Source organism: Caballeronia cordobensis, assembly GCF_001544575.2.
Lineage (GTDB): Bacteria > Pseudomonadota > Gammaproteobacteria > Burkholderiales > Burkholderiaceae > Caballeronia > Caballeronia cordobensis.
In genome coordinates this window covers 212746-228250 of record NZ_FCNY02000003.1, presented here as the reverse complement: position 1 = coordinate 228250, position 15505 = coordinate 212746, and the positions used below count along the sequence as shown (strand labels likewise).

11 protein-coding genes are annotated in these 15505 nt (G+C 64.5%); 4 read left to right on the top strand and 7 right to left on the bottom strand.

Translation table 11 applies throughout. The features are described 5' to 3' along the window. Positions 1-104: 104 nt before the first annotated feature. On the bottom strand, positions 105-1838 hold the full coding sequence (locus AWB70_RS07435) for an IlvD/Edd family dehydratase (RefSeq protein WP_053571218.1): 1734 nt from the start codon (positions 1836-1838) through the stop codon (positions 105-107). Between the two features lie 116 nt (positions 1839-1954). Here AWB70_RS07435 and AWB70_RS07430 point away from each other — a divergent pair, with 116 nt between their 5' ends. Then, positions 1955-2932: a LysR substrate-binding domain-containing protein gene (locus AWB70_RS07430; RefSeq protein ID WP_053571217.1), complete on the top strand. Its 978-nt coding sequence runs from the start codon at positions 1955-1957 to the stop codon at positions 2930-2932. Here the strand turns inward: AWB70_RS07430 and AWB70_RS07425 are convergent. Further along, positions 2896-6435: an indolepyruvate ferredoxin oxidoreductase family protein gene (locus tag AWB70_RS07425; RefSeq protein ID WP_053571216.1), complete on the bottom strand. Its 3540-nt coding sequence runs from the start codon at positions 6433-6435 to the stop codon at positions 2896-2898. The two genes, AWB70_RS07430 and AWB70_RS07425, sit on opposite strands and share 37 nt — an antisense overlap. 104 nt (positions 6436-6539) lie before the next feature. Between AWB70_RS07425 and AWB70_RS07420 the strand changes: the two genes are divergently transcribed. Continuing rightward, on the top strand, positions 6540-7445 hold the full coding sequence (locus tag AWB70_RS07420; RefSeq protein ID WP_053571215.1) for a LysR family transcriptional regulator: 906 nt from the start codon (positions 6540-6542) through the stop codon (positions 7443-7445). 5 nt (positions 7446-7450) lie between these two features. Here the strand turns inward: AWB70_RS07420 and AWB70_RS07415 are convergent, their stop codons facing one another. The 4 genes from AWB70_RS07415 to ampC all read right to left on the bottom strand — a co-directional run bounded on the left by AWB70_RS07415 (position 7451) and on the right by ampC (position 13094). Beyond that, entirely contained in the window at positions 7451-8902 is a 1452-nt protein-coding gene (locus AWB70_RS07415) for an MFS transporter (RefSeq protein WP_053571214.1), read from the bottom strand. A 52-nt stretch (positions 8903-8954) separates the two neighbouring features. Further along, entirely contained in the window at positions 8955-10931 is a 1977-nt protein-coding gene (locus AWB70_RS07410; protein WP_053571213.1) for an aconitase family protein, read from the bottom strand. Between the two features lie 93 nt (positions 10932-11024). Further along, positions 11025-11918: a LysR family transcriptional regulator gene (locus AWB70_RS07405; protein WP_053571212.1), complete on the bottom strand. Its 894-nt coding sequence runs from the start codon at positions 11916-11918 to the stop codon at positions 11025-11027. Positions 11919-11930: 12 nt separating this feature from the next. Next, on the bottom strand, positions 11931-13094 hold the full coding sequence (gene ampC / locus AWB70_RS07400; protein ID WP_053571211.1) for a class C beta-lactamase: 1164 nt from the start codon (positions 13092-13094) through the stop codon (positions 11931-11933). Between the two features lie 108 nt (positions 13095-13202). Here ampC and AWB70_RS07395 point away from each other — a divergent pair, with 108 nt between their 5' ends. After that, on the top strand, positions 13203-14084 hold the full coding sequence (locus tag AWB70_RS07395) for a LysR family transcriptional regulator (protein WP_053571210.1): 882 nt from the start codon (positions 13203-13205) through the stop codon (positions 14082-14084). Here AWB70_RS07395 and AWB70_RS07390 read toward each other — a convergent pair. Beyond that, on the bottom strand, positions 14081-14842 hold the full coding sequence (locus AWB70_RS07390) for a YoaK family protein (RefSeq protein WP_014252171.1): 762 nt from the start codon (positions 14840-14842) through the stop codon (positions 14081-14083). The genes AWB70_RS07395 and AWB70_RS07390 overlap by 4 nt on opposite strands. 152 nt (positions 14843-14994) lie before the next feature. Between AWB70_RS07390 and AWB70_RS07385 the strand changes: the two genes are divergently transcribed. Continuing rightward, complete coding sequence (locus tag AWB70_RS07385; RefSeq protein WP_014252170.1) at positions 14995-15504, top strand: MarR family winged helix-turn-helix transcriptional regulator; 510 nt, start codon at positions 14995-14997, stop codon at positions 15502-15504. The last annotated feature ends 1 nt before the right edge of the window (position 15505 follow it).

The following is a 15505-nucleotide window of genomic DNA, read 5'->3' as shown; positions in this document are numbered from 1 at the left end:
TCGACAATCTCGACCGGCATCGGCGTGCCGGTTCGTTTCAAGAGTCCCCGATTTAGCCATGCGACGCGCACGATAACAACGCTCTCAGGTTCTTTTGGGAGTTTTCAATGCGAATGCCGGGGCACGGCCGCGCCGCGCTTGCCGACGAGAAAGTCGAGGTCGCAGCCTTCATCCGCCTGCAGAACGTGATCGACATAAAGCCGCTGATAGCCGCCCTCGCCGTGCTTGCGCGGCGGCTCGCGATCGCTCATGCGGCGCGCGAGCTCTTCATCGCTGATGTCGAGATGAAGCGTGCCGGCATCGCAGTCGAGCTCGATCCAGTCGCCGTCGCGCACTGCCGCAAGCGGTCCGCCCGCCGCCGCTTCCGGCGCGACGTGCAGCACCACCGTGCCGTAAGCGGTGCCGCTCATGCGTGCGTCCGAGATGCGCACCATGTCCTTCACGCCCTGACGCAGGAGCTTGGGCGGCAGGCCCATGTTGCCGACTTCGGCCATGCCGGGATAACCCTTCGGCCCGCAGTTCTTCAACACGAGCACGGAGTGCTTGTCGACATCGAGCGATTCGTCGACGATGCGCTCTTTGTAGTGCTCCAGGTTCTCGAACACGACCGCGCGGCCGCGATGCTTGAGCAATTCGGGGCTCGCCGCGGAAGGCTTCAGCACCGCGCCGCGCGGCGCGAGATTGCCGCGCAGAATGCGAATGCCGCCGTCGTCGATCAACGGATTGTCGAGCGTGCGAATCACTTCGTTGTCGGTGATGGGCGCGCTCTTCACGTTCTCCCACAGCGACTTGCCGTTCACCGTGAGCGCATCCGGATGCGGAATCAGCTTGGCTTCGCCCAGACGCCGCAGCACGGCAGGCAGGCCGCCCGCGTAATAGAACTCTTCCATGAGGAAGCGGCCCGAGGGCATCAGATCGACGATGGTGGGCGTGTCGCGGCCGATGCGCGTCCAGTCTTCCAGTTCGAGCGGCACGCCGATGCGCCCCGCGATCGCCTTCAGGTGAATGACCGCGTTGGTCGAGCCGCCGATCGCGGCGTTCGTGCGGATCGCGTTTTCGAACGCCTCGCGCGTGAGAATCTTCGAGAGCGTCAGCCCTTCGAGCGCCATCTCCACGATGCGGATGCCCGACATATGCGCCAGCACGTAGCGGCGCGAATCGACGGCGGGAATCGCGGCATTGTGCGGCAGCGACGTGCCGAGCGCTTCGGCCATGCAGGCCATCGTGGACGCGGTGCCCATCGTGTTGCAGGTGCCCGCCGAGCGCGACATGCCCGCTTCGGCGGAAAGAAACTGATGCAGATCGATCTCGCCGGCCTTCAGCGACTCATGCAGTTGCCACACCGCCGTGCCCGAGCCGATGTTCTTGCCATCGAGCTTGCCGTTGAGCATCGGGCCGCCCGTCACGACGATCGCGGGAACGTCACAGCTTGCCGCGCCCATCAGGAGCGCGGGCGTGGTCTTGTCGCAACCGGTGAGCAGCACGACCGCGTCGATGGGATTGCCGCGAATCGCTTCCTCGACGTCCATCGCGGCGAGATTGCGCGTAAGCATCGCCGTCGGGCGCAGATTCGATTCGCCGTTGGAGAACACCGGAAACTCGACGGGAAAGCCGCCCGCCTCATAGACGCCGCGCTTCACGTGCTCCGCGATCTTGCGAAAGTGCGCGTTGCACGGCGTGAGCTCGGACCACGTATTGCAAATGCCGATGACCGGCCGGCCATCGAACTCGTGATCCGGAATGCCCTGGTTCTTCATCCAGCTTCGATACATGAAGCCGTTCTTGTCGTTGGTGCCGAACCATTGCGCGGAGCGCAGCTTGGGCTTCGATGCGGCCATCGGTTTCATCCCCGTCAAAAATTCGATTTGGCGAAGTCTAAAAGGCCGCGAGATAATGGACTAATGAAAAGTTGGACGTTATCGATATACAAACCAGCATTCGTATAAACCCCTACATGCTGAATCCCAGTCCCTGGTATGTGCGCAATCGCCTGAAGACGCGGCAGCTTCTGCTGATCGTCGCGCTGGCGGAGGAAGGCAATATTCATCGCGCGGCGGCCGTGCTGAACATGACGCAGCCCGCCGCGTCGAAGCTCTTGCGCGAGCTGGAAGAAACGCTCGGCGTGGCGCTATTCGAGCGCGAACCGCGCGGCGTGCGCGCGACGTTGTATGGCGACGCGATGATTCGTCACGCGCGCGCCGTGCTCGGCAGTCTGGATCAGGCTCAGGAAGAACTCGTCGCGCTCGCGTCGGGACGGCTCGGCCATGTGGCGCTCGGCGCGATCACCTCGCCGGGCGTGCGGCTTTTGCCCGCCGCGGTCGCCGCCGTGAAGCGCGCGCACGCGGATATCCGCATTTCCGTCGAGATCGATACGAGCAACGTGCTGCTCGAACGGCTCGCGCAGGAAAAGCTCGATATCGTCATCGGCCGGCTCTCGGTCGAGCATGACAAGGTGCGGCTGCGTTATGAGCAGCTTGCGGGCGAGCCGGTGCGCGCGGTCGTGCGCGCGGGGCATCCGTTGCTGAAGGAGAAGGCGCTCACATTGAGCGGCGTGCGCGATGCGGCGTGGCTCGTGCCGCCCGCGGGCAGCGTGTTGCGGCATCGCTTCGAACTGATGTTCCAGCGCGCGAGCCTCGCGCCGCCGTCGAATGTCGTCGAGACGGCGGCGATTCTCTTCATCACGCAAGTGCTGGAACAGAGCGACATGATCGCCGTCGTGGCGGAAGACGTCGCGCTGTATTACGCGCGGCATGGCATCGTCGACATGCTGCCGCTGCCGATGGATTGCCAGATGGACGACTTCGGCATCGTCACGCGGGCGGACCGGCTCTTCACACCGGCCACGGAAGTCATGGTCGATGCGTTACGCGCCGCCGCCCGCGAGGTGTACGGCGCTCAGGCCGTCGCGGCCAACTCCACCGGCGCGCGATAACGTCCGATCAGACGCTCGCGCTTGCTTGCAACCGCCGCCATGTTGCGCGCCTTCACATGGCCGAAGCCGCGGATTTCGTCGGGCAGCCTCGCGAGTTGCAGCGCGGTGTCGAAACGGTCGGCATCGAGCGTCGCGCAGAATTCATCGACGAGCGCGATGTAATCCGCGATCATCGCGCGCTCCGTGCGGCGCTCTTCCGTCTTGCCGAACACGTCGAGCGACGTGCCGCGCAAGCCCTTCATCTTCGCGAGCACGCGGAATGCGGGCAGCATCCACGCGCCGAAGCGCTGCTTCACGAGATGGCCGTGCTCGTCATGCTTGGCGAAGAGCGGCGGCGCGAGATGGAACATGAGCTTGTAATCGCGGCCCGGCTCGCCTTCGAACTGTTCGCGCAGCTTGTCGAGATAGGCGGGGTCGGCATAGAGGCGCGCGACTTCGTACTCGTCCTTGTAGGCCATGAGCTTCGCGAGATTCTTCGCAACCGCGCGCGTCAACGGCAGCTTCGGGTTCAGCGACTTCTCTTTCTCGCGGATGCGCTCGACCACGCTGCGATACGAACGCGCATACGCTTCGCTTTGATACGCCGTAAGCAAGGTCTCGCGTGTCGCAATCACGTTTTCCAGCGACTCGGGCATCTTCATCACGATCGCATGTTGCGCGGGCTTGATGAGCTCGCCCACGCCATGCTGGGCAACGAAGCGTCCCCAGTTGAACGCGAGCACGTTCTTCTCGACGGCAACATTGTTCAGTTCGATCGCGCGCTTCAGGCTCGCGAGTTCGAGCGGCAGCCAGCCCTTCTGCCATGCAAAGCCCAGCAGCAGCGGATTCGAATAGATCGTGTCGCCGAGCAGTTTGAGCGCGAGCGCGTTGGCGTCGATGAATGCGCAGCCCGCGCCGATGCTGTCCTGTAGCGCCTGCTCCGTCTGCGCGGCCGGAAAGGTCCAGTTCGCGTCCGTGACGAAACCGGCGGTCGGCGTCGCGCCGCTGTTGATCGCCGCCTGCGTCACGCCGTTTCGGGTGCGCGAGAGCACGTCGTTGGAGGCCGACACGATCGCATCGCAACCGATCACGAGCCGCGCTTCGCCCGTCGCGATACGCGTGGCGTGCAGGGCGCGAGGCTCCGGCGCGATCTGCACGTGACTCAGGACCGCGCCGCCCTTCTGCGCGAGGCCTGCCATGTCCAGCACCGTGACGCCCTTGCGCTCGATATGCGCCGCCATGCCGATCAATCCGCCGATCGTCACGACGCCCGTGCCGCCCACGCCCGTCACGAGAATGCCGTAAGGCTTCGATAGCGCGGGCAATGAAGGCGACGGCAGCTTATCGAAGTCGGGCTTGGTTTCCTTCGACGCCCGGGGCTTGCGAACCTGCGCGCCTTCCGCCGTCACGAAGCTCGGGCAGAAGCCCTTCACGCACGAAAAGTCCTTGTTGCACGACGACTGATTGATCTTGCGCTTCGTGCCGAGCGGCGTGTCCATCGGCTCGACGGACAGGCAGTTCGACTGCACCGAGCAGTCGCCGCAGCCTTCGCACACGGCATCGTTGATGAACGCGCGGCGCGCCGGATCGGGATACGTGCCGCGCTTGCGGCGGCGGCGCTTCTCCGTTGCGCAAGTCTGATCGTAGATGAGGATCGTCGTGCCTTGCGTATCGCGCAACTCGCGCTGAATGCGGTCGAGCTCGTCGCGATGATGCACGTTCACGCCGTCCGGCAGCGCGACGCCCGCATCGTACTTCTGCGGCTCGTCCGTGACGATGACGATGCGTTTCGCGCCTTCCGCATAGACCTGATGCGCGATCTGCGGCACGGTCAGCACGCCGTCGACGGGCTGGCCACCGGTCATCGCGACGGCGTCGTTATAAAGAATCTTGTAGGTGATGTTCGCGTTCGCCGCGATCGCCGCGCGCACCGCCAGCAGGCCCGAATGAAAGTACGTGCCGTCGCCGAGATTGACGAAAACGTGCTTGTCGCCGGAAAAATGCATCTGCCCGATCCACGCGACGCCCTCGCCGCCCATCTGGCTGAAGGTTTCGGTCTTGCGGTCCATCCACATCGACATGTAATGGCAGCCGATGCCCGCGAGCGCGCGCGAGCCTTCGGGCACGCGCGTCGACGTGTTGTGCGGGCAGCCCGAGCAGAACCACGGCTTGCGCTCGACATCGACGCGCGGCTTCACCGCTTCACGTTCTTTCGCTTCGATGGTTTCGACGCGTGCCAGCATGCGGGCGCGCACATCGGCGGGAAGATCGGCGCGCGCGAGACGGCGCGCGATGGCCTTTGCGATCAGCGCGGGCGACAGCTCGTAATGCGCGGGCAATAGCCAGTCGCCACGCGGCACGGACCATTCGCCGCCTTCATTGTCGCGTTCGTCGAACTTGCCGTAGATGCGCGGGCGCACGTCCTCGCGCCAGTTATACAGTTCTTCCTTCAGCGCATATTCCAGAATCTGCCGCTTCTCTTCGACGACCAGAATTTCTTCGAGACCCGTGGCGAATGCGCGCGCGTCCTGTGCATCGAGCGGCCACACGCAGCCGACCTTCAACACGCGCAGACCGATCTGCGCGCAGGTTTCATCGTCGAGGCCGAGATCGACGAGCGCCTGACGCACGTCGAGATACGCCTTGCCCGCCGTGATGATGCCAAAGCGCGGCTTGTCCGAATCGAGCACCACGCGATTGAGCTTGTTCGCGCGCACATAGGCCAGCGCGGCGTACCACTTCTCGTCGAGCAGGCGCGCTTCCTGTGCAAGCGGCGAATCGGGCCAGCGAATGTTGAGACCTTCCGCGGGCATCGCGTAATCGGCCGGTGTGACGATCTCCACGCGGTCCGGATCGAGATCGATCGACGCCGTCGATTCGACCACGTCGGTCACGCATTTCATCGCGACCCACAGGCCGGAGTAACGGCTCATGGCCCAGCCATGCAGACCGTAATCGAGATATTCCTGCACGTTCGACGGATACAGCACCGGAATGCCCGCCGCGATGAACGCATGATCCGACTGATGCGCCACCGACGAGGACTTCGCCGCGTGGTCGTCGCCCGCGAGCACGAGCACGCCGCCGTGCTTGTCAGTGCCGGCAGAGTTGGCGTGCTTGAACACATCGCCCGTGCGATCCACGCCCGGCCCTTTGCCGTACCACATGCCGAACACGCCGTCGCGCGTCGCGCCCGGCCACAGATTCACCTGCTGCGTGCCCCAGATCGACGTTGCCGCGAGATCTTCGTTGACGCCCGGCTGAAACACGATGTCGTTGTCTTTCAGATGCTGCTTCGCCTTCCATAGCGACTGATCGAGCGCGCCGAGCGGCGAGCCGCGATAGCCCGAAATGAAGCCCGCCGTATTCAGTCCGGCACGGCGGTCGCGCGCTTTTTGCAACATCGGCAGGCGCACGAGCGCCTGCGTGCCGCTGATGTAGACGCGGCCTTTCTCCAGCGTGTATTTATCGTCTAGGGAAACATCGGTTGCTGCGGCCAGCGCGGCGCGATCGGGTGCGTTCATGAGGGGCGTGTCTCCAGGTTCGGGGCATTGTTTTTTGCGCAGTATAGAAAGCTGAACCGCTATCGTAAAATCACGAATAAACAACTCTGGTATTCGAAAATCAGATGGCCTTCGATCTCACGCTTCGCCAGTTGCGCTATTTCGTGGCCGCCGCGCAAACCGGCCAGTTTTCGATGGCGGCCGCCAACGAGCACGTATCGCAATCCGCGATCACGAATGCGGTGCTGGCGCTGGAAAGCGCGCTCGGCACGAAGTTGTTCGAACGCATGCCGCAAGGCGTCGCGCTGACGCCCGATGGCCAGGACTTCCATCACCACGCGCGCCGCGTGCTCGACGCCGCCCGCGACGCCATGCATCAGCCGCGCTTTCGCTCGCACGACATGCGCGGCGTGGCACGCATTGCCGCGTCCTATACGGTGCTCGGGTATTTTTTGCCGGAGTTGCTCGCGCGCTTTCGTGCGACGTATCCGTTCATCGATTTCGACTTGCGCGACATGGAGCGCGCCGATATCGAAACGGCGGTCGCCAACGGCGAGGTCGATATCGGCGTCGTGCTCTTATCGAATCTGCAGCATCCGGAGCGTTTCGACAGTCAGGTATTGATGCGATCGCGACGCCAGTTGTGGGTCGCGCCGACGCATCCGCTCGCGCAGCAACACGCCGTGTCGCTGAAAGATATCGCCGCGCATCCGTACATCCTGATTACCGTCGATGAAGGCGAGCAATCGACGATGCGCTACTGGCATAAGAAGCGCATCGCACCGAACATCGCGTTTCGCACGAGTTCGATGGAGGCGCTGCGTGGGCTGGTGGCGCATGGCTTCGGCGTCACCGTGCTATCGGACATGGTGTTTAGGCCCTGGTCGCTCGAAGGCAAGCGCATCGAAGCGCGGCCCGTGAACGACGCCATTCCTCATATGGAAGCGGGCATGATCTGGCGCAAGGGCGCCGTGCTGGACGCCCCCGCGACCGCCGTGCAGCAGTTCCTGATTCACGCGTGCGGCGGTTAGCCGAGTCAATGCGAAATGCTTTCGAGCGATTTGCCGAGCGTGCGCGGGCCCATCAAGCCGATCGATAACATCACGAGCAGCATCGCGCCCGCGATGAAGCCGAATACGCCCGTCACGCCCGCCTCTTTCAACACGAACGCGATCGCGAACGAACTGAAGACCGCCGAGAGCCGGCTCCACGAATAGACGAAGCCGACGGCGCGGGCGCGGATCGTCGTCGGATAAAGCTCCTGCTGATACGTGTGATACGTGAACGAGATGATGTTGCCCGCGAGCGTGAGCATGACGCCGAGCGCGACGATCGTCATGGGACCGCCCGCCTGGCTGAACAGCAGGCCCGCGACGATATTCACGCCCGCCATGAAGACGATCACATGCTTGCGCTCGAACCGGTCCGCGATCCAGTAGCCGAGCAGCGGACCGATGGGCGCAGCCAGTCCGATCACGGTCGTATAAAGCAGGCTCGACGTGACCGTCACGCCCTGCTTCACGAGCAGGGTCGGCACCCAGTTCGCGAAGCCATAAAAGCCGACCGTCTGGAAGATATGAAAGACGATCAGCATCAGCGTGCGCTTGCGATACGGCGGCTTCCACATATCGGCGAAACCGGCCTTCTTCGCGATCGGATCGGACGGACCCGGCGCGGGCAGCGGCTTGCGGTATTGCCGCGCGACCTGATCTTCGAGACGGCGCAGAACGGCATCGGCTTCATCGACGCGGCCTTTGCTTGCGAGCCAGCGCGGGCTTTCCGGCAGATTGCGGCGGAAGTACCAGACGAAAAGCGCACTGACGCCGCCGGCCAGCGCGACCCAACGCCAGCCGTCGAAACCGAACGGCGCGTGCGGCACGAGCAGATACGAAAGAAAGGCGACCACGGGCACGGCGGAAAAGCCGATCGCCTGACACACCGCGAAGGCTCTGCCACGCAGATGCTTGGGCGCAAGCTCGGACATGTACGTCCCGATCGTCACGAGTTCCACGCCGATACCCAGTCCCGACACGAAGCGCCAGAAGTTGAGCCATAGCGCGGTGTCCTGGAACGCCATCACCGTATTGGCCGCGACGTACCACAGCAGCGAGTAGGTGAAGATCGCGCGGCGTCCGTAACGGTCGGCGAGAAAGCCGCACGCGATCGTGCCGATGAAAAGCCCGCAAAACAGTGCGGCGATGAAACTCGCGATGCCCGTCGTGCCGAACAGGCCCGCTGTCGTCGAGGTGAGAATGCCGCTTTTCACGAGGCCCGGCGCGATATAGCCCGTGAAGAGCAGGTCGTAAAGCTCGAAGAAAAAGCCGAGGCTCAGGAGAAAGATGAGCTTCCACACCGCGCGCGTCGCGGGAAGCCGGTCGAGGCGCGCCGAGATGCCCGCCGTGTCCTCTGTATTCGCGATCGCCGGCGCGTCCGTTAGCGTGCGGCCGGCGGCGTCGTGCAGACTCGAAGTGCCCTGCATGATAGCCATTGCTGTCTCCTTTAGTTATGCCGATGCCGCATCGAAGGCGGCCCGGTCGTGCTTACTTCGTGAAGCGCGCCCGCAACTCGGCGAACGATCCGACGCTGCCGAGCAGTGCGCTTGCCGCGACCGTCGGCGGGCTCGCGAGCCACACCTTGCCCGGACCCGAGCGGCCCGGAAAATTTCGATTGATCGCGCTGATCGTGACCTGCCGCGTGTCCGTCGATGAACCCGGCCCGCAGTTCGCGCACGCGCCGCACGAAGGCTGAAGCAGAATCGCGCCGACGCGCTCGAATGCATCGACATAGCCTTGCGCGATGCAATAGTCGCGCACGTCCTGCGTGCCGAACTGCAGATACAGCTTGACGTGATCCGGCACGCGCAATCCGCGTTCGGCGGCCCATGCAAGCACGTCGTGATAGTGATCGAAGTCTTCGCGCTTGCCCGCCGTGCACGAGCCGCCGTAGGCGATATCGATGCGCGGCCGTTCATCCAGCGCGTGAAGCGCAATGCCGTTGCCCGGATCGCCGGGCGCGGCGAGCATCGGCGTGAGTTGCGCGCAATCGATCGCGATGACATCGGCGTAACGCGCGCCTTCGTCGCTCTTCATCCACGGCTCGATCGTGAAGTCGATGCCGCGCCGTTCCTTCAGGAAGCGCACGGTTTCTTCGTCGGGCGCGACGATGCCGGTGAAGCCGCCCAGCTCGGCGGTCATGTTGGTGAGCGTCGTGCGCTCGTCGGTGGACAGGCTCGCGATGGCCGAGCCCGCGAACTCGAACACCTTGCCGACGCCCGCGCCTGCGCGGATGCGCGCATCGGCGAGCAGATGCAGCACGATGTCCTTCGCCGTCACGCCCGCCGGAACCGGCCCATGCAATTCGATGCGCAACGATTGCGGCACCGTCATGCGCACCGCGCCCGTCACGAACGCATTGGCCATGTCGGTCGTGCCGACGCCGAACGCGACGCAACCGAGCGCACCGCTATGCGGCGTATGCGAATCCGTGCCGACGACAACCTGCCCCGGCCGTGCGTAACGCTCGGCCATCATCGCGTGCGAGATGCCTTCGGAGCCTTCGTCGAGCTCGCTTTCCGTCTCGCTCAGATAGCCGTGATTGCGCACGCCATAGTCATGCGCGAAGGCGCGATGCGCCGCCGACAGCTCGCGCACGTTCGGCAGCAGGCCATGCTTCACATGCAGTTCGCTGCGATGCGAATACGAAAGATGATCCTCGAACGCGAGCACGCCATGCGGTTCGTAGAGCGTCAGGGGACGGCCAAACGTCGCGTGCAGCATGTGCGCGGCCATGCCCGTGTAGTACTCGTGGATGAAACGCCAGTCCGCGCGCACGAAGATGCCGTTGCCGGGTTCGAGCGTCGCGTTCGTCATGCCGGTCGTCAATGCATGCCGCGCGAGAATCTTTTCGACGAGCGTGCGCGGCGCGTCATCGGCCGATACGGGTTCGATGCTGACGCGCTGCATATGCAACTGCCCGTATCGCAGCAGACCGCCGCTCTTCAGGATCGCGGCGGCAAGCGGATCGCGGCCTGCGACGAGTTCTTCCACGTCGATCGATTCGCCGCGCCGGATACGTTCGATCAGGCCGAAATCCGTCGAGGTGAAGAGGCCGAGATTGTCCGCGTTCTGCCGGTAGATCCGCTCGAAGCTGCGTGCGATGACGAGGCGAATGCCCGCGTGATATTCCGCGAGCGGGCTATGTTCGCGCGAGGAGCCTTTGCCATAGCGATTGCCCGCGACCGTTACCTGAAAGCGGCCCGCGCGCACGGCATCGGTGCCGACAGGATTGCGCCCGCCCGCATGAAAGCCGACATACGGACACTGACCGAGGCGTTCGTCGAAGCGCGTGAGCACGCCGATCGGCGTGATCTCGTCGGTGGAGACATCGTCGCGCAATGCACCCGCTTCATCGGGCGTGAGGTCGATGCCCGCAAGCTGACGCTCGACTTTCGCCGGGTCCGCGCACAGAAACAGGATTCGCCCGCTTATTTCCAGCCTGCTTGTTTCCAGATTGGCCATTGCAATTCTCCCTGGCTGCCAATCTAGACGTTCGGACCCGCGTGCAACAGTGTTCGTTCGGCACATGGGCCATCGCGGGAGACGATGTCCGCGTTAACCCTTGCCTTCGATGAGCGCATCGATCAGCGCCTGCACCGCCTTGAGCCGCGAGGACTTGCGCGGCGCATGCACATGCAGGCGGCGGCCGCTGCCCCAGCTTTCGCGCAACGGCACGCGCACGAAATTGCGCGAACCCGCGAAGGCGGAGGCCGCGCTCGTCGGCACGATGCCGATGCCGAGGCCCGCTTCGACCATGCGGCATTGCGCGTCGAAGCTATTCACGGTGACGGCCACGTTGAGCGGCAGGCGCGCGGCATCGGCATGTTCTTTCAAGGTCTGATCGAGCGATCCGCCCGCCTGCAGCGCGACGAGCGCAAAGCGCGTGACTTCGGCGAAGCTCAACGTCTCCGCTTGTGCGAGGTCGTGACCGGGCGGCAGCACGACCATGAGCGGATCGTCGGCGAAGCGCCATGATTCGATGCCCGGGGGCGTCTTGCCGCTCGCCGATATGCCGACGTCCGCGCGATCGTCCAGACACGCGCGAATGACTTCATCGCTGATCTGCTCGGTCAACGCGATCTCGACGAGCGGATAGCGCGCCTTGAAGCCCGTCAGCCGCTCGGGCAGGAAGCCCACGATCGCCGACGCATTCGCGTGCAGGCGCACGACGCCCGCGATCTGCCCGCTCATCGACTGGACTTCGCGCGCCATGCTGTCGAGCTGGCCGTGTATGGCGCGCGCGCTCGCATAGGCGTGCCTTCCCGCTTCGGTCGGCTGCACGCCGGAAGGCGAGCGGATCAAGAGCGCCACGCCGATGGCCGCTTCGAGATCCGCGATACGCCGGCTCAATGCCGAAGGCGCGATATGACTGCGGCTCGCGGCGCGCGCGATCGATCCTTCCTCGACGACCGAGATGAAGAGTTCGAGACTATAGGGATCGATGCGCATCGCGTGAGTTCGTTATCGGCTGCCCGTTAGCGACGTGATGATCGCATACGCGGCCTTCACGCGCTCCTCGTTCGGGATGTTGCGATTGGCCAGCATCACGATGCCCACGCGCGCCTTCGGCACGAACGCGATATACGTGCCGAAGCCGTTGGTCGAGCCGGTCTTGTTGATCCACACATCGTCGCGCGGCGGCTGCGGCGGATCGATGCGCGTGACGGGCGTCGCGTTCATGATCATCGCCTGCGCGTTTCCGTCGAGCAGCGCTTGCAGCGCGACCGGATACGGATACTGCTCCCAGATGAGATCCTGCGTCATCGGTCCCGCCTGGAAATAGCCCGTATGCGTCGCGTCGACGGCGCGCTGGAACGCCGGATCGATGTGCACCATGTTCATGTTGATCTGCAGAAAGCGCGTCATGTCCGCTGCCGTCGTTCTCACGCCGTAGGCTTCGGAAGACAGCACGCCGCCCTTCATGCGAATCGGCGTGTCGTTCTTCGCATAGCCTTGCGCATAGTCGCGCTGCTTCGTTGCGGGCACCTGCATATAACTATGCTTCAGGCCGAGCGCCGGAAAGAGCCGCGTTTGCATCAGCGCGTCGAAATCCTGCCGCATGCTCTTCGCGGTGATCAGCCCGAGCGTGCCGATGCCCGGATTCGCATACGTGCGGATCGTGCCGGGCGGCTGCATGGGACGCCATGCGCTGAAGTACCGCATCAACTGCGCGTTGTCGTGGATGTCGTCGGGCACTTGCAGCGGCAGGCCGCCCGGCGTGTGCGTGGCGAGATTCAGCAGCGTGACCTTGCCGAACGCGCTGCCGCCGAGCGCCGGCAGATACTTGCTCACGGGATCGGTCAGCGAGAGATCGCCCTGCGTTTGCGCATACGATGCGAGCGTCGCGGTGAACGTCTTGCTGACCGAGCCGATCTCGAAGAGCGTATCGCGCGTGACGGGCGCATGCGTCGCCTTCGACGCCACGCCGTAGTCGAACACATAGGGCTGGCCGTCCACGACGACGCCCACGGCCATGCCCGCGATGCCGTGCAAGGCCATCAACGGCCTGATGGTTTCATCGACCGTCGATCTGATGCTCGCCGCATCGTGTGAAAACGCAGCGCCCGACATCGCGCCAAAAGAAAAAATGGCTGCCGCCAATACGCTCAGCGCACGACACTTCATGGTCTTGATCCTTCGTTCTGGTTTGCATGATTGGAACGAAGCGAAATATCCGCTCTTTTGGCGTCGTCGACAATCGAGGATAATTTACCGCAGGCAATAGAAAATCTTATGCGAGCCATGCGCCCTCATCTTCCCCTGAATGCGTTGCGCGCGTTCGAAGCCTCGGCGCGGCATCTGAGCTTCACGCGTGCCGCGCAGGAACTGAACGTCACGCAGGCGGCCGTCAGCCAGCAAGTGCGCGCGCTCGAAGAGCGGCTCGGCACGCCGCTCTTCAGACGCCTGCCGCGCGGGCTCAACGTCACCGATGAAGGCCGCGCGCTGTTGCCCGTGCTGAGCGATGCGTTCGGCCGCATCGAAGCGGTCCTGAAGCAGTTCGAAGGCGGGCATTTTCATGAAGTGCTGACGGTGGGCGTGGTCGGCACGTTCGCGGTCGGCTGGCTGATGCCGCGGCTGAGGGCGTTTCGCGAGACGCATCCGTTCGTCGAATTGCGGCTGCTCACGCATAACAATCTCGTCGATCCGGCGTCGGAAGGGCTGGATTTCGCGATCCGCTTCGGCGCCGGCGCCTGGCCCGCGACGCATAACACGCTGCTCCTCGATGCACCGCTCGCCGTGCTATGCGCGCCCGATATCGCGCGGCGTTTGAGCGCGCCGTCCGATCTCGCCAATGAAGTGCTGCTGCGCTCGTATCGCGCCGACGACTGGCGCGGCTGGTTCGAAGCCGCGGGCCTCGACCCGTGGACGATGAACGGCCCCGTGTTCGATTCGTCGCGTCTGATGGTGGAAGCCGCGGTGCAAGGCGCGGGCGTCGCGCTCGCGCCGCCGCGCATGTTCGTGCGGGAATTGCAGGCGGGCCTGCTGGTGCGCGCGTTCGATATCGAAGTGCATACCGGCGGCTACTGGCTCACGTGGCTCAAGTCGCGGCGGCTTTCACCGGGCATGCAGCTGTTTCGCGACTGGATCGTCGCAGAGGCGGCGCAAAGCGCCTAACCCCGCCCCCGGCGCCTGCCCGCGGCGAAATCATCAGCGAGCGGGACTAAGGCGAGCAAGAGCAGCATCGCGGCGAGCGGCACCGTCGTCGCGAAACCGAAATGCGCGAAACCGGTCGCACCCGCGAAACCGCCGAGCATGAACATCCCGAACAACGAACTCAGGAGCGCGAGCCGCGCGTGATTCGCGCGCACGTAGCCTGCGTCGCTGCGCGCGATGCCGCGGTTCCAGTAAAGACTCTTGCCGATCTCGATGCCGATGTCCGTGACGAGTCCCGTCACGTGCGTCGTACGAATCTCGGCCTTCGAAATCTTCGTGATCATGGCGTTTTGCAGGCCCATAACGAAGCACAGCAGCGCGACGGTCAGCGGCACGTCCCACACGCGGTGCGTCTCCAGATTCGCGCCGAGCACGCCGAACACGAGCAGCAGCGCGGCTTCGAGCAGGAGCGGCGTGGCGAACACGCTATGCGCGCGCCGCTGCCGTCCCCAGTTGATGAGCACCGCCGATGTCGCCGCGCCGCCGAGAAACGCGCCGACCGCGCCGATCGCGGAGAAGACGAACGCCGCCTGGCCGAGCACGAGGTTATCGGCGATCGAGGACACGAGCCCCGACATGTGCGACGTGTATTGCCCCACGGCGAGAAAGCCGCCCGCGTTCGCCGCGCCCGCGACGAAGGCGAGCGCGCAGCCGAGCCGCCGGTTCGAGGTATCGGTGCGGCTAGGCGAGGTCAGGCCCCGGAGATAGGTGATCGGCATGGCGGCGCGCGCGGGAGGGTCGAGCCGAAAAGATATCACGACAAATGGGCGCTTTAGCAAGCGCCACGCCCGCCCTCGCCTACGAAACTGAAAGAAAAGTTTCTCATTCGATAGCATGCTAACGAATAACCTTGTGTCTATAATTCCGCCGCATGACCCAACTCGATACTCTGCGCCGCTCCGTGAGCAGCACGCTCGTGCTGGCCGCGCGCCGCTGGCGTCGCACGAGTCACGGCGTGCTCGCGTCCTACGGCGTCTCGGAAGCGTGCGCCGTGCCGTTGCTCACGGCCAACCGGCTCGGCGAGGCGGTGCGTCAGGTGACGCTCGCGGAACATGTCGGCATCGAAGGGCCGTCGCTCGTGCGGCTGCTCGATCAGTTGTGCGCGGCCGGTCTCGTGCGCCGCGACGAAGATCCCGAGGACAAGCGCGCGAAGACCATCACGCTCACCGACGAAGGGCGCGCCGTCACCGCGCGCATGGAAGAACGCCTCGTCACGCTGCGCGCGCGGCTTTTGCGGGGCGTGACCCGCGAAGATCTCGAGACGACGCTGCGCGTGCTCAATGCGTTCAGCACGTCGCCGGATGCGAAACTGCTCGCCGCCCTCGAAGCCGTCGGCGACATCCCGAAACCGGCCCGGCCCGCCGGAAAGCGCGGAGCATAGC